A 19,601-nucleotide genomic window follows, 5' to 3' on the forward strand; every position below is an offset into this window, starting at 1 on the left:
CGCAACATCGTCGAGCGGCTCTGGGCGCGGCTCAAGGAATGGCGAGCGGTTGCCACGCGTTACGAGAAGACCGCCGCCAGCTTCAGCGGTATCCTCTGCCTCGCCGCTGCCCTCGATTACCTCAGGTGACGACAGACCCTAGGAATAGTGTCGAGACATCAGCCGTTTACCCGCAGCCCTGCAAGAGGAGACACCAGGGTGCATGTCACGCCCTCGGGCAAATAGCACAACGCGACTTCTCCGCCGGAAAGGCCGCGCTCAATCAGGCGAGAGCCAAATCCCCGGCGCGTCGGTGGCGTCACAGGTGGTCCACCTTGCTCTCGCCATTCGAAGCGGAGCGACGCTCCCGACTCTTCTCCCTCGATCATCCAGCAGATCGCCACGGTGCCGTCCGAGACGGAGAGTGCCCCGTACTTCACGGCGTTGGTCGCGAGTTCGTGGAGCAACAGGCCGAGCGACAGGGTTGTGGATGGGCCGACAGATAGGTTCGGCCCGCTGATCTGGAACCGGGATCCCGTGTCGTCGTGCAAATCGAGCGTCCCACGCACGACCGCCTCGACGTACGCGCTGTCAGCGGGCCCATCCAACAGAATGTCGTGCGCTTTGCCCAGCGCGATCAGGCGCGCGGCCAACGCTTCTCGCGCCGTATCGATGTCGGGTGCGTTTCGCAGCGTCTGCGCGGCGATCGCCTGCACCAGCGTCAGGGTGTTCTTCAGCCGGTGACTCAGTTCGCGGTTCAGCACCGCCTGCTGCGCATCGGCATCCTTGCGCTCGCCGATGTCACTGATTGCGACCACTGCGCCGACCAGCACGCCCTGATCGTCCCGGATCGCCTCCCCGGCGATGGCGATCCAACGCCGCTCTCCGTCCGGGCGCTGGTACTCCACTTCGATTGTGGATCGTTCGCATTCCCCGTTGCTGATCTGCGCCAAGGGATACTCGTTGGCGTCCACACGGCGACCGTCCTCGTGATAGGCGACGAAATCACCGTAGGCATTACTAGACGTGGAGTAGAGGGTGTCATGGCCGAGGATGTCGGCCAGTCTCCGGTTACCCATCAGGATGCGGCCGGACGGAGCTTCCGCCAGCATGATGCCGATCGGCACGCTCTCCATCATGGTGAGCAGCTGGGCCTGCTGAGCGCGCACGGCCCGGTCCGCGAGGACCTGCTCGGTCACGTCCAGAAACAGCACCGTGAAGGTGTCCGGACTCAGCCTCTGCGCGCGTCCCTCGTACCAACGATCGAGTATGCTGGACTGCCGCTTGAAGGTGATCGGCTCGCCGGTCTCGACGACCTGTGCGAACTCTTCGATCCACACGTCTTCCAAGTCCGGAAACACCTCGCGGACGGTACGGCCAATCGCTCGCTCCGGTGGGATCCCGACCAGGTCACTCCAGGCACGATTGACCTCGACGTAGCGCCAGTCCGTGATCCGACCTTCGCCATCGCGGATCGCCTCGCCGACGAGGAAGCCCTCGTGAAGATGGCTGAACAAGTTGCGCCAGTGGATCGCGTTGGCCTCACGCTCGGCGTGAGCAGCCCGCAATTGTGCGTTCTGGTACCGCTCGCGCAGGATCGTCGTCACCTGCCGGGCCAACCGTCGCAGGCCATCCGCCTGCTTCGCGGTCAGACCGGAGGGTCTTGCCTTTCGGTCGATGACGCACAGGCTCCCCAGCACATGGCCGTCCGGTCCGTGCAGAGGCGCGCCCGCATAGAAGCGGATGAGCGGTTCACCGACGACGAGCGGGTTGTCCCGAGTGCGAGGGTCGGCCGTCAGATCGGGGATGACGAGGAGGTCGGGCTCGGCGAGGACGTAGACGCAAACAGAGGCGTTGAGGTCGGTCTGGGACGGCGCAAAGCCGATCCGCGCTTTGAACCACTGCCGGTCACCCGCGACGAGCGACACCAGCGCGACCGGCGTGCCGCACACCAAGGCGGCCAGATGGACGATATCCTCGAAGCCGTCTTCCGCAGGCGTGTCGAGCAAATCCAAAGCGTCGAGCGCTTGGAGGCGGTCGTCGTCGTGAACACGTCCGAAATCGGAAGAAGCGCACATGGCCGAGAACGGGCTCGCTCGCGCGAGTTTTCGAACCCACGGCCTTGTCCATCTAGCAGGCACCGTAGACAACGCGAAACAACATGTGATCAGTTTTGAACAGATGCCCGTGGCGGCGGCAGCTCGATAGAACTGCTGGATCCAATCGGCTCCGAAAATCACGTGCAGCGATAGTCGCGCCTCGCCTATTTATTCCGAAGTGGCTCGGGCTGCACATGCTCGGGCATCGTCTTCCGCACGTGATGGTGGACGATCTGCGCGCTGAACGGCTTGCTGATGAAGGTCGCCCCCTCCGGCAGATCGCCGGGCCCCGGCTTGGCTCGGCCCGAGGCGAGAACGATCGCGATCGATGGCCAGCACCGAGCGACCTCGCGGGCAAGAGCGAACCCATCCATGTCTCCCGGCATGTCCACGTCGCTGAAAAGCAGCTTTACGCGGGCGTGATGCTGACCGAGGACGCGCAACGCCTGAGCGGCGTGTGCAGCCTCCAGCATCTGGAAACCGGCTTCTTCCAAGATGCTGACGGCCTCCATGAGGATCAGCGGCTCGTCATCGACGACGAGGGCAAATGGAGGTTCGGGGGGTGGGGCTTCGCTCACGCCGGGTCAAATCGGGAAATGGAGCGAAGGTTGCCAACGCCTTGTTTCCATCAGGCTTAGTGGCACAGTGCGTCCACCATGCCGATCCGGCCCGAGCATCGCTTCTTCTACCCCATCGACTGGGCACAGCTCTCGGCCGTGATCCGGTTCGGCCGGGCGAAAGGCTGCTGCGAGGGCTGCGGGCGACCGCATGGGCGGATGGTCTACCACCTCGGCGACGGCCGCTGGTGGGACGCGGACGCTGGCCGGTGGCGCAACGGGTGGGGAAGGCGGATCCGGATCGCTGCGGAAGCTGACATTCTAGGACGGGCCCGCCGGACCCGGGTCGTTCTGGCCGCCGCGCATCGGGACCACGACACCTCGAACAACGCGGACGCCAACCTCGTGGCCTTCTGCCAGCGGTGCCACATGATCCACGACCGGCCGGAGCATCAGCGCCGACGGTGGCGCACGCTGTTCAAGCGGAAGGCGCTCGGCGACCTGTTCGGCGGGCCCTACGCCTAGCATGCGGGTTCAAACCCGTGTGGCCATCTGGATTATCTGGATCCACGTCGCCCGGCTATCGCCGGCTTTGCGGCACCCTCGCCGCCTAAGCCAAAGCGCTCCGCGAACTCCAAAGCCGGCATCGGCCGCCCGAATAGATAGCCCTGCGCCGTCTCGCACCCCTTCGCGATCAGGCGTCGGCGCTGCTCCTCTGTCTCCACGCCCTCCGCGATGACCTCCAAACCGAAACTGCGACTCAGCTTGAGGATCGCCCGCACGATCGCCGCGTCCTGTGGATCCTCGCACAAGTTCTGCACGAAGCTGCGGTCGATCTTCAGCCGCGTGAGGGGAAACCGCTTGAGCAGGCTGAGTGAGGCGTAGCCAGTGCCGTAGTCGTCGAAGGCCACGCCGACACTCAGCCGTCGCAGGTCGCGCAAGGCACCGACGAGCACCTCGTCGTGGCGCAGGATGATGTTCTCGGTGATCTCAAGCTCCAGGTTCGCGCCTGGCAATCCGGTCTCGATGAGAGCTCGGCTCACCGTCTCGGTTAGGTCACCACGTGCGAACTGTGCTCCGAACAGGTTCACACCGATCCGGAAGTCGGGAACGCCATTCCGACGCCAAACCTCGGCCTGAGCGCACGCCGTGCGCAGCACCCAGTCGCCGACCTCCGCCGCGTGCTGCCCCGTCTCCAGCGTCGTTAGGAAGGCGGCCGGCCCGATCAGCCCATGGTCTGGATGTCGCCAGCGGATCAGCGCTTCTGCCCCTAGAAGTGCGCCGTCGGACAGTTGCACCTGCGGTTGGTAGTGCAGTTCGAACTCGCCCCGCTCGACGGCGTTGCGGAGTCCATCGCGGCAGATCCGCTCGCGTTGAGCCGCCTCGCGCAGGTCGGGCGTGAACAGACGATAGCGACCGCGCCCGTCGGCCTTGGCCTGGTACAGCGCGGCATCGGCGCAGATCAGAAGGTCTTCCGCTTCGTCGCTGTGGGCTGGACTCAAAGCGACGCCGACGCTGGCGCTGAGACGCAGGAGTTGACCTCCAACCGGGAATGGCTCGGACATGGCGGCGAGGATCGCCTCAGCTGTCACAATCGCGATCAGGGGATCACCCATGTCGGGAAAAATGACGGCGAATTCATCACCGCCCAGGCGTGCCGCAACGGCGTCTGATCCGACGCAGGCTTTCACACGCTCGGCTGTCTGGCGCAGTACCGCGTCGCCGACGGCGTGGCCATGCCCGTCGTTGACGTCCTTGAACCCGTCGAGGTCGAGCATCAGCACCGCCGTGGGCAGCGCCTGTGCCAAGGAAGCAGTAAGCTGGCCATGCAAGACGCTGCGATTGAGCAGGCCGGTCAGCACGTCGTGGTGGGCAAGGCGAAACAGCTGCCGCTCAACCGCGTGACGGTCGCTGACGTCGCGCACGATCGCGCCGAAGGCCGACGCATCACCCTCGCGCCACGTCGATAGGGATAGCTCGATCGGGAACTCGCCGCCCTGCCGGTGACGGCCGAACAGTTCGACCGTGCGGCCGATTAGCGATCCAGGAGCGCCGTCGGCGAGCTGGCGCAGGCTGCCCTCGTGGCCGCTGAGCATCCGCTCCGGCACGATTAGGTCGATAGACCGCCCGAGCACCTCATTAGCGACGTGGCCGAAGATGCGCTCGGCGGCATCGTTCCAGAAGGTAATTCGTCCGCTCGCGTCGGCGCAGATGATGCCGTCCGGCGAGGTCCCGGCGATGTGCTCGAACCGGCTCTGCGTGGCTCGCTGGGCGATCGTGCTTCGCCGCAGTTCCAGTCGGTCGAGCACGAGGCGGGCGAGGCTGGTTAGGACGCGTCGGTCGCGGTCGGTGAACGCTGTGCGCGGCTCGGGCCCGGCCAGACACAGCGTGCCGATAGTATGCCCGTCCTCGGTGCGCAGAGGCGCGCCAGCGTAGAAGCGGACGAACGGGGCACCGGTGACCAGCGGGTTGTCGCGGAAGCGCGGATCGTGCGTGGCATCGAGCACGACGAGCACATCGTCCTGCAGGATCGTGCGCGAGCAGAAGGCAACGTCGCGGTCGGTCTCATTGAGATCAAGGCCGAGCTTGGCGTGGAACACCTGACGGTCGCGCTCTACGAACGAAATGAACGCTGTAGGGGCGTCGAGCAGCTGGGCGGCGAGTTCGACGACGTGGGTGAGTGCGGGGTCCGGCGCGGCCGCGACGACGTCGAACTCCGACAAAGCCCGCAGTCGAGCGTCCTCATCGATCGGTGTGTGGGCGCAGGACACGCGATGCCTCTACGATCATGCGGAAGGGTGAAACGACTAGCCTCGTCGAGACTTCAGGCGACCGCCCTTGCAGCGTCGCGAACTTGGCGGGTTGCGGCATCAACCCGCTCGCTCGCCCGGGCGATCGCCTCCATGCCGCCGGCGATCGTCGCCACTCCGTGCGCGGCTGTGTGCATGCTGCCCGACATCTCCCGGGTCACGGCCGACTGCTCCTCGACCGCCGCCGCGATCGCCGCCGACACCTCATCGAGCGAGCGGATCGTGCCCTGGATCGAGCCGATCGCGCCCACGGCCTCGCGGGTAGCTGCCTGGGTCGCGGTGATCTGCACCCGGATCTGGTCGGTCGCCTTCGCGGTCTGCTCGGCCAAGGCTTTTACCTCAGAGGCCACTACCGCAAAGCCCTTGCCGGCCGCCCCAGCGCGGGCCGCCTCGATCGTGGCGTTCAGCGCGAGCAGATTGGTTTGCGAGGCGATCCCCTGGATCATCGTGACCACTTCGCCGATCTGCCCCGCCTGCCCGCTCAGGCCCTCGACGATGGTACCGGTACGCCGCGCCTGCTCCACGGCTTCACCCGCCATGCGTGCGGCGTGGCTCACCTGCTGACTGATCTCGCCGACCGAGGCCGACAGCTCCTCCGCTCCCGAGGCCACGCACTGGATGTCATTCGAAACCTGTCCGACCGTGCCGGCAGCCTCGGCGGTCTGCCGGGTCACGTGCTCGACTGCGGTACCGATCGCGTCGAGGTCCGTGCCGATCGTGCGCTGCGCTTCAGCCCGACGCTGGCGCTCACTCACCTGCACGGTGATATCGGCGGCGAACTTTACAACTTTGAGCACCTTGCCATCTGCGTCGGTGATCGGGTTGTAGGTGGCCTGGATCCAGACCTCGCGACCGCCCCGAGCAATGCGCCGAAACTCGCCGGCCGCGAACTCACCGCGCCCGAGCTTGTCCCAGAACCCGCGATAACCTGCGCCGGCCTGCTCGGACGCATCCACGAACAGGCTGTGATGCCGACCGCGGATCTCGTCGAGGCTGTAGCCGACAGCGTCGAGGAAGTTCTGGTTGGCGTCGAGGATTGTTCCGGTCGGATCGAAGGCGATCACCGCCTGCGAGCGGTGCAGGGCGGTGATCTGCCCATCGAGATCCAGCATGCGCATCTTCTGCGCAGTGATGTCGGTGGCGAACTTGACGACCTTCACGACGCGGCCAGCGCGGTCGAGCACAGGGTTGTAGCTCGCCTGCAGCCAGACAGCCCGGCCGCCCTTGGCCAGTCGCTTGAACTCGGCGCCTTGGTAAGTTCCCCGGCGCAGTGCGTCCCAAAAGGCGCGATAGTCAGTGCTTGTGCGATAGGGCGCCTCGACGAACATCGCGTGATGCTGGCCCTGCACCTCCGGCAGGGTGTAGCCCATGGCTGTGAGGAAGTTGGCGTTGGCGGTGAGGATGGTGCCGTCGGGCCGGAATTCGATGATGGCCTGCGAACGCCCCAGCGCCTCGAATTTGGCCGCGAGATCGGCAAGCTTCCCCGTCCCACCGAACATGGCTTTTCACTCTCGGAAGCGCTGAGATTGATCGATAACGAAGTTATTCTCGACGGCTGGGCGGGCGTTCCCCCTCCAGCCTATGCGGTCGTATAAATTCTTGGGCCTAAGCTGAGCGATAAGTGTTACTTACCGCTTAATCGCGACGTAAAACCGCAGTTTAGGCCGCTAATGTAATCCAGATTACTTTTCGAAGACTGTTATTAAGCCACATCCCGCAAGAGCGTATACGTCTCATGCGTGTTGAAACACGCCGAGCGTCCGGAACGCACCCGTTAACAGATCCTTGCTTTCGTGGGCGGGTTCGTAGCGACCAGCTCCGTTGACAGAGGGGCGGCCGATCCGACGCACCACCTCGCGCTCGAACGAAACGAAGTTCTCGATGCGCCCATCGATAGAGTGCAGAGGTCGGCAGTCGATCTCGACGTGATACTTGGTACCATCGGCCCGATAATTGGTTAGATAGCCGTGAAAGCGTTCGCCCGACGCCAGGGCGCGGCGAAAGATGTCAAGTGTCGTGCGACGTGTCTCTTTGCCCTGCATAAAGCGCGGACTGCGGCCAACGATCTCGCTGAGTTCGCGCCCGACGAGGCGTCCGAACGCGGGATTGGCGTAGAGTATGGCCGGACCAGGTGCACCGATCACCGCATCGGTGACGACGATGCTGATAGTCGCGTCGTGAGCCAAAGCGCGGATGAGTTCTAGCGCGGTCATTTCACACCAACGCTAAGCCTTGCCCAAAAGTGCAAGCGCTCCATCCGATGGACCATCGTTCGCTTGGCCGAACACTCGCAGACCGTCACCGCATAGCTCTTCCCGTTCTACCGCCCGCGAGAATTCTCACAGGATCGCTTCGGTCAGGGTCGCCCGCTGCCTCTCGGCAGCCTTCTTTCGCTTCTGCTGACCTCGTTTTCCCCAGATCTGGAACCTCAGTAGCCGTGCTGGTTACGCTTTTGACCCCTCCCCCTTGGAAGGCGGGGCCGTGATGACCCTCCCTTCGTGCAGGGAGCGATGAACTGCCGCCGCCTTTCCGCGCCAGTCGAATCCAGGCCAGCCACTCGGGGCTGATGATGCGGATCACGTTGGTGTCGTTGCGGAAGCCGGTGATCTGGCGCTCCTCGACGCTCAGGAGCCCGAGCTGCCGCGCCTCTCGGATCGCGTTCTTCACGGTCGAACGGCACACACCGGCCACCGCAGCCATGTTCTCGATCGACAGGCGGCAGTCCTTCCGGCGCGCGGTCTCGGCCGCCACGAGGGCGAGGACGGCCTGCTCGGCCAGCGTGAACCGGGCTGCGATGCCCGGCGGCAGGCGCCCTGAGGCGGCCCAGCGGCGGCGACGCTCCATCGATGCGTCCGTGCGTGGCCGGGAGCCGACGCCGGCCCTTCTGTGGCTGCTGACAAGCTTTTCGGCCGCCAGGCCAACAGCAGTGCCGGTGGTTCCTGTTGGGTTCGGGGTCTGTACGATGTTCCGTCCAGTATCAGACGAACGTCGAGCATCGATGAGAACGGACAGCGCCTCGGCCTCAGCCTCCGTCACCTGCCCGGCCCCGTAGGCGCGCCAGAGGGCGGCCGTCACCGCTGGCAGGGTGAGTCGGGTAGCCGCGTCGATCGCTCGGCGGATCTCGTCTGCAAACACGTGTCCTGGCCCTTATCCACAGGGCCACAGGGGGACAATCGGCGGCGCACGCTGTGCGCTCCGTTCAAGACAAGCCGGTATCATTGCCAGAACCAGGGTTCTGACTTGACGCCCGAGGGCGCTTCATGGCTTGTGGGGATTGGAAAAGCGGCCCCACAGGCCATCTCGATTTCGACGGGCTCCCATTTGGCGATGGGGGCCCGTTGGCTTTTCAGGGTCCTACTGCGGCGTTCGGTGCTCCTGGTTGCTCCGGCGACTCGCGCGAGGCGCGCGCCAGCCGGACATGGCATGTCGGCCGGGTGGCACGGCTAAGTCAACGTCGCGGGCGGGGGACGGCGCGAACATGCTCATGGACTCCTCGACCCTCGCGGACCTGCGCAAGGCCGGCATCATCACGAGCCAGGAGGTCGTGGCTGCTATCGACCTCTATCTGCGGGATCCAACGGCAGGCCCCTACCGCTTCGCCAGCGGGCACAGCATCGACATCGCGGCCCTTGTGAAGGCCACGCCGGCTTTCGCAGCGGTGGACCGGTCGGGGCCGCAGGAGAAGGCATTTCGGACAGTACTGGCGGCAGCTGTCATGTCGGCGCACCCGACTACGCCTTGAGCCATTGTGTGGCGCGGGCGAGCCGCGCTCACCGTCGCGAAAGGTCAGGCGTAGGTGCCCGTTAGATCGCTCCCTGCGTGGTAATAGGCAACATACGCTTCTCGAACCTCTCGCTTGAACGCCACAGAGCGCTTCGTAATCCATGTTACTATTGTCTCGATGAGCAGCCCATTGATGGTAAGTGCTTTTAAGATTTGTTAATTACCCAAATGGGCTCTATAGATCCAATTTTTACAAACCATTATTCGCTATAAGACTGTATTAATATCAATCACGTAGACGTGAGGCTGCTTCGGCGGCGTTTCGGCAAACAGGCCGGACGGGGGTCTGTATGCGTGATTGGGTAGAGCACCCACTACGATCTCTCGCGCGGGCCGAAGCTGGAAACGTTGTCCTCATCTTCGGGCTTAGCCTCCCCCTGCTCCTCGGTGCTGGTGGTCTCGTAATCGACTACGGCAACGCGGTGCGCATTCGGGCGGTCGAGTCCAGTGTTGCCGATGCGACCGCGTTGCTTGTTGCCAATGCTGACACTGTAGCGGCCGCAACTGAGGGGCTACGCCTCGCGAGCGCCCAGCTGACCTCCCGGATCGGTTCGGGCGCTACGACCAACGGCTTCCAGATCAACGGTTCATGGATCGACGGCGCGAACTATCGCGTGACGATCTCGACGACGCTGCGGACGAGCCTCCTGCACCTACTGCCCGGTATGCCGCGACAGATCACGGTCGGCACCGCCACCACCGTCAATCGGGTCGCGCCCGTTTATCAAACGAACCCACCGACGTTCAGCCAGCTTTCGCCCGAGGCTGCGGACTACAACCGGATCTACATGTACTGTTACTCGTCCGATCCCAAGCGGCAGGCTGAGGCCGACAAGGGCCGCCGCGGGATTGTCGCCATCGCCGACAACGGGACGCCGCCAACCGACTACTCGAAGGCCGTCCCGCCAACGTGTGGTGCCAATGAGGCGCCAAGCTATATGCTTCGCAATGTCCGCAATGCCCGCAGCAATCCATCCGCTTGGGACAATAAAAACCAAGATGTTTACCAGTATTATACCGATACCACGATCGATACCGGCTTACGGGTACAATCAATGAGCATGAAGGGCGCCCGTATCTACTCAAGCGGGAGCGAGTCATCGCTCGACATGAACGCAAACCCGATCTTAGAGACGATCGTTTGCGACAACCTCAGTCAATGCAAAAACAAGTCCAACGGCGGCATCTTGCCTAACAACAATACGACGCATAATCCTGCAACAGCGAACGCGAGCTGCAGCGAAGGCAAATACATGTATTATGGCTGGGAGGATCGTCCTCCTAATGCTGGAAGCGACAGAGACTACGACGATATTCGTGTGATCGTTTCTTGCCCGACAATCGTAAAGGTTGCCGACAAGAAGCTTCGTATCGTCGAGTGACCCGGCGCCGGGATCGGCCAAACCAATTGACCCTCGCGAGCTACTCAGATGTCCCGCCCGTCAAAGAGCTGTCGCCGAACAGCTCGCCGATGCGTTGATGTCGTCAGCCGTCTGGCGCGTGCAGAGGACGGCGCTACGGCCGTCGAGTTTGCGCTAGTTGCACTACCGTTTCTGAGCCTACTCGCCGTAATCTTGCAGACCAGCCTGATGGTCTGGGCGTCACGCAACCTCGACGATGCGCTCCAGCGCGCCGGTCGGACGATCTACACGGGGCAGTTTCAGAAGGCGAACACTGGCCAGACCGACGCCAGCACGCTGCTCGCTAATATGAAGACGGCCATCTGCGGCGCATCAGCGTCGCGTGTCCCCACCGTGTTCGACTGCAGCACGCTGAAGCTCAACGTGGTGCTGAGCACCTCGTTCGCCAACGGCACCGTGCCGACGCCGCTGGATCTGAAGACAGGCGATTGGGCTAAGGGCTTTGGCTCAAACTACGCCTGCGCCCAGCCAGGGGCGATCGTGGTCTTCACCGCAGCGGCTAAGTACCGGGTCGCGTTCAGCTTCCTCTACGCGGGCCTGCCCGGCTTTGGAGACGGCGCGAGGTTGCTGCAATCCACGGCCGTGTTTCGGACCGAGCCCTACGACACTTCGTCTGGGCAGGGCTGTTGAGATGAGGGGGGCAGCAATGGGCGCGAACACCTGGGGCGATCGGGTTGCTTTACGCTTCCGTGATGACGCGCGCGGCGTCTCGGCAATCGAATTCGCGCTGATCCTGCCGGTGATGTTGGCTCTGCTGTTCGGCGTGACGGAGTTCGGGCGCGCGATCGACCATTACCGCAGGGTCACGCTCCTGGCGCGTGCGGTGGCGGATCTTACGTCCCAGGGGGACGGGCAGACCACGATGGCGGCGGCGGCGATGACCGATATCCTGGCCTCGGCCAAGCTCGTGCTGACGCCTTATCCAAGCAGCGGAGCGGCGATCGTCATCACGGCGCTCGGAGTCACCGCCGACGGTGACGGTCAGACACCGCGCGTGTGTTCGAGCTATGCGACGGGCAACGGCACCGCGCGAGCGGTCGGGACGGCGACAGGCCTGAAAGTGCCGGAGGGCTTTCAGCTCGCCGGGATGCGGTATGTCTTGGCAGAGGTCACTGTTCCCTACCCGGCGATGTTCGGCAGCAACCTGATGCGGTTCGTAGGTGGAGCGAACAACCAGCTGACGTTCAAAGCGAGCGTGCCTTGGCCGATGCGGGGCGGTCAGACCTACAAATCCACCTACAGCGAGGTAGTTCTGCCGAACGGCAAGGCATGCACCTGACCCATTGTCACAAGCGCAACGCCGTATCGGCGCGGACTAAACATATGCCCGGCGCAGCGGCGCTTGAGGTATTGCCCGATGATACCGGCGAGCCGAGCCGATACGCAAAGCGACTCAACGGGTAGGATGGGGCTGGGCCGATAGCGTACCGTGGCCAGCGCGTTACGTTGAGCGTCCTAGGGCGAAATCTGGACATGGAAAAAGCCCGCCGCGGCGAGCCGGGCGGGCTGATCCAGATCCGAGCATCGGGGGCATGAGATCGAACCTCTGCGAGTCGTACCAGACGCCCGTTAAAGAAATGCCCGCCGCGGTGGACCGGGCGGGCGAGGTAAGGGAGGCGCCCTGAATGGCTTCCGGACGTCGAAAGCATTCCTCGCGTCGGATGGTTAATGAAACGCTAGTGCGCCGCGATCAGGTTGCGATCGAGTGAACAGCGCGCCATCGTTGTGGCATGATCCGATCCGAGCTCGTCGCCGGCGTCGCGCAGCAGTATCCCCACCTCTACGCCAAGGACGTCGAGGCGGTGGTCAACATCATCCTTGACCGGATCGCCGGTGCCCTCGCGAACGGCGATCGCGTCGAGCTGCGCGACTTCGGTACGTTCGGTACGAAAGAGTTAGGCGCGCATACCGGCCGCGACCCGCGCACGGGCCAGAGCGTCGCCGTTGCAGCCAAGCGGGGCATTCAGTTCAAGCTAGGCAAGAACATGCGGATGCGGCTCAACCTCGCGACGATTGCACCGGAGGATGAGGCAAAACGGCTTCTCAGCTCTTGATCTTGGTCAGGGGGCGCAGGATCGTCCGCACCTCCCTGATGTGCTCTGGTTCGGCCTAGTCCGGCAGTAGGACGCCGATCGCCTTGCAGACTGCAGGCATGGAGCCTTACTCAGCCGCCCTATCGACGAGTTGGGCGAGGTCACGCACGTGCCGGAGGCAGGTTCGACGCGCCTCGGGATCTGTGATCGTCGAGAACAGCCTCAGAAGCTCCAACTCCTCTGATATGGCCGGCTCAGTCGGCATGCCTTGGGACCGGTCTTGAAAAAACACATCCTCGCTGACGTTGAGCGCCTGCGCCACGCGTTTCAGAGTGTTCTTAACGCGGTACTCGTCCATTCTCGCCACCCCTCTGTGCCGAGAGGTGCCGTTTAACCTCGGCTAAGCATCTTCCCCCGTCCTGCATCTCGGGCCGCGTAGCGTTTTGGTCCCCCGCCGTGAGGAACGGCACCGAGCCCCGCCAGTCCGGGATCAAATCGGGCGGCGGAGCAGTAGCGGACCTCAGGCAATCGCCTGCGGATGCGGGGACAGCGTACCGGAGTAGGTGTTAGGCTTGAGCGGGCAGCCGCCGTGAGCCCGCCGATGCGTGAGGGTCTTGCGGAAGTCAGGGCCACTGTAGGCGCCGTTGATTGACACGCGCCCATGGCAGGCCGGACACCGCTTTAAGAGCAGTTCATAGTGGCGTACCGCGTCATCCAAGCTGACACGGTGCCACGCGCCCTGGATCTTTACTTCGCAGCTTTGAGTGAGCGGTACGTGAGTTGGGGACGGGTTCATGCCAGGCTGTCCTCGTCCTCGGCGTCCCAGTCACCCATCTTCTTGACCGTGTCGCTGAACGGCACCGTGAGTAGAAGTTGAGCGTCCTCATCAGCGATCTCGAACGAGCACACGAACCAATCGCGGATGATGAGTGTCTGGGTCTTAGCGATATGATTACGCGCCGCGCTCAAGGCGCGCTCACGTGCGGCGTTTAGGTCAGGAAATTCCTCGCCTTCTGGGTCCACCGCCAGCCCAGCGGGTCCTGGACGGTGTCGAACGTTGAAGTAGTAGCGCGGCATCTCAGACGCCCTCGATCAGCATAGCCGCCACGTCGAGACCCAGGCCGCGGGTGCCCTCCCCAGGCACCGCATCATGCGCTGCGTGACAGTCCACTCGTATTGGGATGACTCTTCGCTCATCACCCTAACCGCTTGGCACGCCAGCTGCCGGTACACCCGATCAGTCCGCCGGACGTGTGCCACGTACCACTGCCGCCACCCTTGGCGTCCAGGCTGCCGGAGATCGGCACCTTGTTCGTGCCGCTGGTGATCGTGGCCTGCACGACGCCCCCAGTCGACACACCGCCGTCGATGTCGACCTCCTCACCGGGGATTGAGGCGTCGCTGTCCTTGATCTGCACGTGATAGCTCGTGTTGGCCGAGCAGGGCCCCTGAGCTGTCGTAGCGACGATGGTCCAGGCCCCATCGTACTGATCCGGCACTCGGACCTTCCTCGTGACAGCATTGGCCGGACAGAGGACGACCACCGCAAGGGCAGCGGCGGCGATCAAGGTGGGAATACGAGCCACAGTCTGCTCCGGCGGTCGCGCTGTCGAGGCTGACCACGCACCCGGAGAACAATGGCATGGCTCAAACTGTTTCCGGATTTTGGGACCTTCACCCGTTTACAGACGACATACTTCGGCAGCTCAATCTGGTGCGAGCGGAGCAGTCCGATGATCAAGCAAACGCCGGAGCTACAGAATTCGGCTCGACTCTGGTTCAGCACGGCGTTGGCAGTCAGCTCGGCGGCGAGATCCCGCATCACGGGCAGCGCGCAGGTCTGCGCGTGCTGATCTCGATGCCGATAATCCGACTGGCGCCGATGAGCGGGACCGGATCGAGCGTCCTCAACGCCACAGGGCGCTGAAAGTCTGATCGAAGTCCGTGACCAGGGTTCGGTTGCAGAAACGGTGCAGGACGGGTCCGTCCGTGGTGCCCTCGCGCATCTCGATAGACTCGGTATTCTGATCGTACGAAAAGGTTAGATGGCGGCCGCCGAGGGTGGTCGACAGGATGGCTTTGGCACCCGCTGGGTCCTGCATCAACTCGGTCGATCCCGGCGCAGCGCGCCACATGATCCCGCCGAGCAGCGCAAGGGTGACCGCCTTCATCTGCAGATCCTCGCCGTCGGATCGCGCGATGACGCTCACAGCGTACCGCCGCACGGCGTCGAGGTCGGTCTTCTCGGACCGGACGGGAGCGAACAGGGCCATCGGCTTATTCCCGTCTCGTCGCGATGTCCGTCGCACCGGTCGAGGTGGCGGAATAGCCGCCCCAACCCTCCGTCGAGACGGGCGACGTCCCGCCCCAGCCTTCCGCGCGCCACGTTGCGACGCGCAGCGTCGGGTCGACCGAGCCGTAGTCCTTCAGAATGCCCATGATGCGGTCTCGCTGGCCGTCCGCAACTACGAGGTTCAGCATCGCCGCGCCCTGCCCCAGCTGCACGCAGCAGGCGTCCAGCGACTCCAGGGGCACGCCGATCGTCCGGAGTCTCTCCCGGAGGCCGGGGCCGTCGGGAAGCGATGCTCCCGCCTCGGCGGGGCCGTCATCTGTACCGGAGGGGGCAACCACGAGCTGGATCGCCCGCTCGGGGATACCCGCCGCGACCAGCGTGGCTGTCGCCGCCTGCGCCTTGCTACGGCTCTCATACAGCGCGAGAATGCCGAGCCCTGCACGCGAACCTTCGCTCGGAAGCATAGGCCCCTCCGGCCGATCGACCGTATCTTCCTCGGATGCGATCTCCTTTCGCGCCGTAGCGATGAACGCGGCGCGCTGGTCCGCGCTCAGCACGAAACCAGCGCTCATCGTAGATCCCTTCATGGAGGAGGGATCCGACCACATCCGGTCGCCCGGCCCGTTGTCGAGGAAGTTCCGCCGTGCGCGTTCGAGCACCGCGACCTCGACCGGATCATCGTTCGCCATCTCACACGGACTCATGGGTTGGCACTCCGCACAGCGGGCTGCGGATATGCTGGATTACCCCCGGGCACACCGCTGCTGTTGGCCGACGACGGGGCATCTGCCTTGCCGGTCTCAGAGCCGGTGATCTGCTTGCGCGATGCCGCCTGGCTCTGGCTGGCATAGTCGGGTGGCGAACTCGCGCCCTGCCAGATCATCAGCCCAGCCAGGGATGTCAGCATCAGCCCGACACTGACGATCAGGACGTAGAGGGCCGGCCGGCCGCGCTTGCCCTGGCGGCTATCTTGACCAGAGGTATGCTCTGACACTCATGAACCTCGCTTGCCCGCATTATTGCGAACATGAACGAGAAACATATGCCTACGACTGAAAGTTCTAGCCTGCGACTTCAAGGTCAATCGACTAAGAAATTGATAGCAAAAATCCAACACATGTTAATGAAGGATCTTTATAATCTTTGATCGTGTTGAACAGAAACTGTGTTCACTCGGTGCGAAGGCTCAATGTACAATCCCATCTTTTCATCGATAATGCTGGCGATCGAGTCTCGGCGAGTCATCGAGCTGCGCATGGTCCGCCTGGCCTGGGGCGGCCGCGAAGGCCTCGCAGAAGCGCAGTCGATGGTGACCGAGAAAGTGCACGCCGCTGGAGAGGCGATGATCACGCTGATGCTCGGCGGCTCACCCGAGACGGTCATCGCCCGCTACCGCGAGCACGTGGCTTTCAACACCAAGCGCTTATCAGCGTCCTGATCTGAGCGCCTTCCCTGCCGACCTGCCGTGGGGCATCCTATAAAAAGGCCCCCCATTTTTTTATTCGGAAATAGGGGCACCTCTGGGTAGCGCACCCATTTTCGCGATCCCTCAAAGCCCCCTTTTGGGGCGGGCAGGGCCGCTTGAGACAGGCATTAGCGGTACGCCTGATCCTCATTGCGGCAGCCATTCGACGATCGTCCTATCGGCTTGACTCGCTGAGATAGCAGGGCTGGAAGCCCTTAGCGCGCATTGACTTCAACCTGCGGTAGTCCGCAGAGAACACCTATGTTGAAAAACCTTCCTCAAGGCCCGACCACCTTCGGTGGCCGCGGACTGGCGTTCGTCCACGGCACCCGCATCGTGATGAAGGTCTGCCCGACCTGTTCGCAGTGGAACGCCCCGAAAGCGGCAGAGAATGGCGTGTGCGGCTGGTGCGCCTACATCCCCTTACGCGAGGACCTGGAGCCCGCCGTACAGTTTGAGCGTCCCTGATCGGGGCCGGGATCCGATTTTGGGAGCGAAAAGATATCACCGTAAGTCACTCTGTCGCACAGCACAGATTTCATTCCGAAGCTGTTGATCCAAAAATTGAGTTCCTCGATCAACGTGGATATGTGCAGCCGTGTCTCTATCTCTCGTTCTCATGATCGCAGCAACGCTTGGCGCCAGCGCACTAATTATTGCCGCTCAACCATCTTTTGATAGCTTTTTGAGATGGTGCGCCAGCAAGAAAAAGCTTTGATACCTCATCATGATTGGCCTGATCACAAACTGATTTGGGTACGCCATGATGGAACTCGTGGTTATGATCGCGGGCGTTCTGGGCGCCGCGGCAACAATGGTATTCATGCTGCCGGAACTCGACTGGTTTTTCTCTTGGTGATTTGTGGTTCCGTGCTTGGGTTCGCTCGTGCTCCGACCCAATCGCACTCGTTCGGTGGCACATCCTCATATTTGCAGGTCATGCCTCCAGGCGGTAGCCTGCGGACAGATCACGCTGCCTTCAGATGCCGTCGCAGCCAGCGCGTCGCTTCTTCCAGGCTCGGGAAGGTCGGAGCCTTTTTCCCCTGCAGCCGGCCGAAGCCAACCTCGAAGAACCAGCTTCCGACATCATCGTGCTCCGGCTCGGCGAGGCGCACCAGCACCGCCACCAGCAGGCCGTTGGCCGTTACCAGCATGCCCTCACGATCGGGGCTATTGGTGTCCACCTCGATCGGCTGAAGCTGCAGCAAGAGCAGCGTCGCGACGTTGCTACGCCCGGACATCGGCTAGCTCTCCTCGGCTTGACCGGGCCAGCTCAGGTCGCGGCGATCATCCCAGCGCGTACTGCGCAGGTGCAGGTAGTTCGGCGTGAAGTCGCAGAAGGCCCGCAGCCGTTCGACGTCGAGGATGGTCAGCACCCGCCGCTTCAGGTGGATCAGGCCCTGTGCGCGCAGATCCCGCAGCGTGCGGTTCACGTGCACGTCGGACAGGCCCATCATGTCAGCGATCTGCGTCTGCGTCAGCGGGAACGCGTAGCCGTTGTCGGTGACGCACCCTACCGCCTCCAGGCGCATGAGAAGCTCGCAGATAAGGTGGGCGATGCGTTGGGGCGGGAGCCGGCCGCCGATGTTGACGAGCCACTCGCGCAGGACGGCGCCGTCGACCAGCGAACACCACCAGAAGGCGCGCGCGATGTCGGCGTGATCCCTGGCAATCTCGTCGATCGCCTGGCGTGGGATATCCACGACCTGGCACGCCGAGATCGTGCCGATGGCGTGATCCATCTCGTCGAGAATGAACACGTTCAGGTCACAGAAGTCGCCGGGCACGAGCAGGGCCATGATCTGACGCTGACCGTCCGGCAGGACCTTGTAGCGGTAGGCGAAGCCGTCGAGGATGAGCAGCACGTTCTCGGGCTTGTCGCCCTCCTGGATCAGATCCTGACGCGCGCCCACATATCGGACCTTGAGCACCAGGCGGTTCAGGGCCCACCTAGCCTGATCGGACAACGGCTCGAAGCTCTCGAGCTTCCGCATCAGCGCCTGCTGCATGGGAGTGTCCTTGTGGGCGAGAGTACGACGTACCCGTCCAGAGGGCACTTCTCGAAGCAGCGCTGGCGCACGTCGCCGTTCCTGCAGGGTCAGCGGCCAGCTGCGCTCGCACCATCGCGGTGACAAGCGGACATCCATGCCAGCGACCAGAAGGGCTTACCCAATCAAAAGACGGGATTGATGGAATTCATCCTCGACTGCTTCGCACATCGGAGGACGCGGCATTGAAATTCTGGCCAAGGCCATGTCGATAACCGTGACTACGCTGCGAGGTCAAAGTATCTTGCGTTCAGAAGCTGACCATTCCGGGGCCGAAATCGCTTCATAAACGTGTCTTATGACAGAATGCCGCAGTAATAATGCTCTATGATAGGGAACATCATCGGCTGATCCAACACAGGCACCGATGACTGGGAGAGCCGTGCGCTTCCGCCTGCGATGCCATGGTGGAACGATATGCATCCAGTCTCCGCCCAGCCCACCCTCGGCATGCTCATCCGCAAGCTGGAGAGCATTGCCACCCTGTCAAATGCGGAGCGTCAGGCCATCCAAAGCCTGCCGGTGCGGATCCAGAACCTCAGCGCCCGACAGGACATCGTGCGCGACGGCGACCAGCCCACGCATTGCTGCCTCATCCTCGACGGATGGGCCTGCCGCTACAAGATGCTCAGCGAGGGCAAGCGCCAGATCCTGTCATTCCACGTCTCCGGTGTCCGCCTGAACCTCACGAGCATGCAAGTACCCACCATGCATCACAGCACAGCAAAGCTGACTAAGGCCGTCATAGCCTTCATACCACACGGGACTCTGCGGGAGCTGACAGCGAGCCACTCCGGCCTCGCCGCTGCCTTCTGGCGCGACACCCTGATCGACGCTGCGGTCTTCCGCGAATAGCTGATCATCATGGGCCGTCGCACGTCTTTTGAACACGTCCCGCACCTGTTCTGCAAGCTGTACCTGAAGCTGCAATCGGTGGGCTTGGCTGGCGATCAGCGCTGCCCGCTGCCGATCACACAGACCGATATTGCCGACGCTCTGGGTCTCACCCCCGTGCACCTCAATCGCGTTCTGCAGGAGCTTCGTGGCTCGTCGCTGATCACGCCTCGGGGCCGCATGCTAGTGCTGGAGTCCGTGGTCGTAATTCGTCGGGGC

Annotated in this window: 26 protein-coding genes; 12 read left to right on the forward strand and 14 right to left on the reverse strand. The window is 63.3% G+C overall.

Going from position 1 to position 19,601, the window contains the following annotated elements; translation table 11 throughout:
- Positions 1 to 129 (forward strand): transposase (locus MKK84_RS08995; RefSeq protein WP_243918927.1); only part of this gene is annotated, 129 nt, incomplete at its 5' end.
- Between the two features lie 29 nt (positions 130 to 158).
- On the opposite strand, the gene MKK84_RS09000 is transcribed toward MKK84_RS08995, so the two are convergent.
- Complete coding sequence (locus MKK84_RS09000) at positions 159 to 2,057, reverse strand: HWE histidine kinase domain-containing protein (protein WP_243918929.1); 1,899 nt, start codon at positions 2,055 to 2,057, stop codon at positions 159 to 161.
- Positions 2,058 to 2,242: 185 nt separating this feature from the next.
- Positions 2,243 to 2,656, reverse strand: a complete 414-nt coding sequence (locus tag MKK84_RS09005; protein ID WP_313899324.1) for a response regulator — start codon at positions 2,654 to 2,656, stop codon at positions 2,243 to 2,245.
- Positions 2,657 to 2,734: 78 nt separating this feature from the next.
- Here MKK84_RS09005 and MKK84_RS09010 point away from each other — a divergent pair, with 78 nt between their 5' ends.
- Entirely contained in the window at positions 2,735 to 3,160 is a 426-nt protein-coding gene (locus tag MKK84_RS09010; RefSeq protein ID WP_243918933.1) for a hypothetical protein, read from the forward strand.
- Between the two features lie 32 nt (positions 3,161 to 3,192).
- On the opposite strand, the gene MKK84_RS09015 is transcribed toward MKK84_RS09010, so the two are convergent.
- From MKK84_RS09015 to MKK84_RS09030, 4 genes are all read right to left on the reverse strand, one after another.
- The gene (locus tag MKK84_RS09015) at positions 3,193 to 5,406 is read right to left on the reverse strand and encodes a putative bifunctional diguanylate cyclase/phosphodiesterase (protein ID WP_243918935.1); all 2,214 of its coding nucleotides are present in this window, start codon (positions 5,404 to 5,406) and stop codon (positions 3,193 to 3,195) included.
- A 53-nt stretch (positions 5,407 to 5,459) separates the two neighbouring features.
- On the reverse strand, positions 5,460 to 6,944 hold the full coding sequence (locus tag MKK84_RS09020) for a PAS domain S-box protein (protein WP_243918937.1): 1,485 nt from the start codon (positions 6,942 to 6,944) through the stop codon (positions 5,460 to 5,462).
- Between the two features lie 234 nt (positions 6,945 to 7,178).
- Entirely contained in the window at positions 7,179 to 7,658 is a 480-nt protein-coding gene (locus MKK84_RS09025; RefSeq protein WP_243918939.1) for a PAS domain-containing protein, read from the reverse strand.
- A gap of 85 nt (positions 7,659 to 7,743) precedes the next feature.
- Positions 7,744 to 8,580 carry a helix-turn-helix domain-containing protein gene (locus MKK84_RS09030; protein WP_243918940.1) on the reverse strand — a complete coding sequence of 279 codons (837 nt, stop codon included), beginning with the start codon at positions 8,578 to 8,580 and terminating at the stop codon, positions 7,744 to 7,746.
- Positions 8,581 to 8,923: 343 nt separating this feature from the next.
- Here MKK84_RS09030 and MKK84_RS09035 point away from each other — a divergent pair, with 343 nt between their 5' ends.
- The 5 genes from MKK84_RS09035 (at position 8,924) to MKK84_RS09055 (ending at position 12,703) form a co-directional block, all read left to right on the forward strand.
- Positions 8,924 to 9,187: a hypothetical protein gene (locus MKK84_RS09035; RefSeq protein WP_243918942.1), complete on the forward strand. Its 264-nt coding sequence runs from the start codon at positions 8,924 to 8,926 to the stop codon at positions 9,185 to 9,187.
- 331 nt (positions 9,188 to 9,518) lie between these two features.
- Positions 9,519 to 10,610 carry a pilus assembly protein TadG-related protein gene (locus tag MKK84_RS09040; RefSeq protein ID WP_243918943.1) on the forward strand — a complete coding sequence of 364 codons (1,092 nt, stop codon included), beginning with the start codon at positions 9,519 to 9,521 and terminating at the stop codon, positions 10,608 to 10,610.
- Between the two features lie 48 nt (positions 10,611 to 10,658).
- Positions 10,659 to 11,279, forward strand: coding sequence for a TadE/TadG family type IV pilus assembly protein (locus MKK84_RS09045; protein ID WP_243918944.1), 621 nt, complete (start codon positions 10,659 to 10,661; stop codon positions 11,277 to 11,279).
- Between the two features lie 16 nt (positions 11,280 to 11,295).
- Positions 11,296 to 11,928 carry a TadE/TadG family type IV pilus assembly protein gene (locus MKK84_RS09050; protein WP_243918945.1) on the forward strand — a complete coding sequence of 211 codons (633 nt, stop codon included), beginning with the start codon at positions 11,296 to 11,298 and terminating at the stop codon, positions 11,926 to 11,928.
- 451 nt (positions 11,929 to 12,379) lie between these two features.
- On the forward strand, positions 12,380 to 12,703 hold the full coding sequence (locus tag MKK84_RS09055) for an HU family DNA-binding protein (protein ID WP_243918946.1): 324 nt from the start codon (positions 12,380 to 12,382) through the stop codon (positions 12,701 to 12,703).
- 106 nt (positions 12,704 to 12,809) lie between these two features.
- Here the strand turns inward: MKK84_RS09055 and MKK84_RS09060 are convergent, their stop codons facing one another.
- The 3 genes from MKK84_RS09060 to MKK84_RS09070 form a co-directional block, all read right to left on the reverse strand.
- Positions 12,810 to 13,040 carry a hypothetical protein gene (locus tag MKK84_RS09060; RefSeq protein ID WP_243918947.1) on the reverse strand — a complete coding sequence of 77 codons (231 nt, stop codon included), beginning with the start codon at positions 13,038 to 13,040 and terminating at the stop codon, positions 12,810 to 12,812.
- A 434-nt stretch (positions 13,041 to 13,474) separates the two neighbouring features.
- The gene (locus tag MKK84_RS09065; protein WP_243918948.1) at positions 13,475 to 13,759 is read right to left on the reverse strand and encodes a DUF6894 family protein; all 285 of its coding nucleotides are present in this window, start codon (positions 13,757 to 13,759) and stop codon (positions 13,475 to 13,477) included.
- Positions 13,760 to 13,878: 119 nt separating this feature from the next.
- Entirely contained in the window at positions 13,879 to 14,268 is a 390-nt protein-coding gene (locus MKK84_RS09070; protein WP_243918950.1) for a heme utilization protein, read from the reverse strand.
- A 56-nt stretch (positions 14,269 to 14,324) separates the two neighbouring features.
- Between MKK84_RS09070 and MKK84_RS09075 the strand changes: the two genes are divergently transcribed.
- A complete protein-coding gene (locus tag MKK84_RS09075; protein ID WP_243918952.1) occupies positions 14,325 to 14,609 on the forward strand; it encodes a hypothetical protein in 285 nt (94 codons plus the stop codon).
- Here MKK84_RS09075 and MKK84_RS09080 read toward each other — a convergent pair.
- Genes MKK84_RS09080 through MKK84_RS09090 form a run of 3 tightly spaced genes read right to left on the reverse strand, consistent with a single transcriptional unit; the run spans position 14,590 to position 15,969 of the window.
- Positions 14,590 to 14,955 carry a hypothetical protein gene (locus MKK84_RS09080; RefSeq protein WP_243918953.1) on the reverse strand — a complete coding sequence of 122 codons (366 nt, stop codon included), beginning with the start codon at positions 14,953 to 14,955 and terminating at the stop codon, positions 14,590 to 14,592. The two genes, MKK84_RS09075 and MKK84_RS09080, sit on opposite strands and share 20 nt — an antisense overlap.
- Before the next feature lie 4 nt (positions 14,956 to 14,959).
- Positions 14,960 to 15,664 (reverse strand): hypothetical protein, encoded by a 705-nt coding sequence (locus tag MKK84_RS09085; protein ID WP_243918961.1) that lies wholly within the window; start codon positions 15,662 to 15,664, stop codon positions 14,960 to 14,962.
- Between the two features lie 11 nt (positions 15,665 to 15,675).
- Positions 15,676 to 15,969, reverse strand: a complete 294-nt coding sequence (locus MKK84_RS09090) for a hypothetical protein (RefSeq protein WP_243918963.1) — start codon at positions 15,967 to 15,969, stop codon at positions 15,676 to 15,678.
- A 195-nt stretch (positions 15,970 to 16,164) separates the two neighbouring features.
- On the opposite strand from MKK84_RS09090, the gene MKK84_RS09095 reads away from it, so the two are divergent.
- Together MKK84_RS09095 and MKK84_RS09100 are read left to right on the forward strand one after the other, a co-directional pair.
- Positions 16,165 to 16,413: a hypothetical protein gene (locus tag MKK84_RS09095; protein WP_243918965.1), complete on the forward strand. Its 249-nt coding sequence runs from the start codon at positions 16,165 to 16,167 to the stop codon at positions 16,411 to 16,413.
- Between the two features lie 288 nt (positions 16,414 to 16,701).
- Entirely contained in the window at positions 16,702 to 16,908 is a 207-nt protein-coding gene (locus tag MKK84_RS09100; RefSeq protein WP_243918967.1) for a hypothetical protein, read from the forward strand.
- Between the two features lie 500 nt (positions 16,909 to 17,408).
- Here the strand turns inward: MKK84_RS09100 and MKK84_RS09105 are convergent, their stop codons facing one another.
- Together MKK84_RS09105 and MKK84_RS09110 are read right to left on the reverse strand one after the other, a co-directional pair.
- Positions 17,409 to 17,681, reverse strand: coding sequence for a hypothetical protein (locus MKK84_RS09105; RefSeq protein ID WP_243918968.1), 273 nt, complete (start codon positions 17,679 to 17,681; stop codon positions 17,409 to 17,411).
- A gap of 3 nt (positions 17,682 to 17,684) precedes the next feature.
- Positions 17,685 to 18,587: a Crp/Fnr family transcriptional regulator gene (locus MKK84_RS09110; RefSeq protein WP_313899325.1), complete on the reverse strand. Its 903-nt coding sequence runs from the start codon at positions 18,585 to 18,587 to the stop codon at positions 17,685 to 17,687.
- 318 nt (positions 18,588 to 18,905) lie between these two features.
- Here MKK84_RS09110 and MKK84_RS09115 point away from each other — a divergent pair, with 318 nt between their 5' ends.
- On the forward strand, positions 18,906 to 19,343 hold the full coding sequence (locus MKK84_RS09115; protein WP_243918970.1) for a Crp/Fnr family transcriptional regulator: 438 nt from the start codon (positions 18,906 to 18,908) through the stop codon (positions 19,341 to 19,343).
- A gap of 9 nt (positions 19,344 to 19,352) precedes the next feature.
- Positions 19,353 to 19,601, forward strand: a 249-nt coding sequence (locus tag MKK84_RS09120) for a helix-turn-helix domain-containing protein (RefSeq protein ID WP_243918972.1), incomplete at its 3' end; no start/stop codon positions are given.

Origin of the sequence: Methylobacterium sp. E-065 (genome assembly GCF_022829605.1) — a bacterium.
Taxonomy (GTDB): Bacteria; Pseudomonadota; Alphaproteobacteria; order Rhizobiales; family Beijerinckiaceae; genus Methylobacterium.